General features: G+C 35.2%; 1 protein-coding gene. It reads right to left on the bottom strand.

What is annotated here, in order from left to right; translation table 11 throughout:
- A partial coding sequence (locus GUI70_RS25695; RefSeq protein ID WP_161884574.1) for a DUF1542 domain-containing protein occupies window positions 1-270 on the bottom strand: 270 nt, incomplete at both ends.

Below are 270 nucleotides of genomic sequence, written 5' to 3'. Positions count from 1 at the left end.
AATGCTTCAGTTTTTTCTTCAGCAGTTAACTGGTCACTTTGATCAATAGATTCTTTCGTATCTTCTGCTTTAACTTCAATAGCTTGGTTCGCTTTAGGTTTAACAGTAGCATCTACTTGAATAGCATCAATTGCTGCTTTACCTTGTGTTAATGCATCATCAACGTCACCATTATCCACACCATTATTAATGCTTTCTAATGCAGTTTGAACATTTTGGTCAACTTGCTTAATTGCTTGTTGCTTTTCATCTTGTGTTGCATTAGTGTCA

Origin of the sequence: Deinococcus alpinitundrae (genome assembly GCF_009982895.1) — a bacterium.
Lineage (GTDB): Bacteria > Deinococcota > Deinococci > Deinococcales > Deinococcaceae > Deinococcus > Deinococcus alpinitundrae.
The sequence above is the reverse complement of the archived record's forward strand: the minus strand, read 5'-3'. Positions and strand labels throughout refer to the sequence as shown.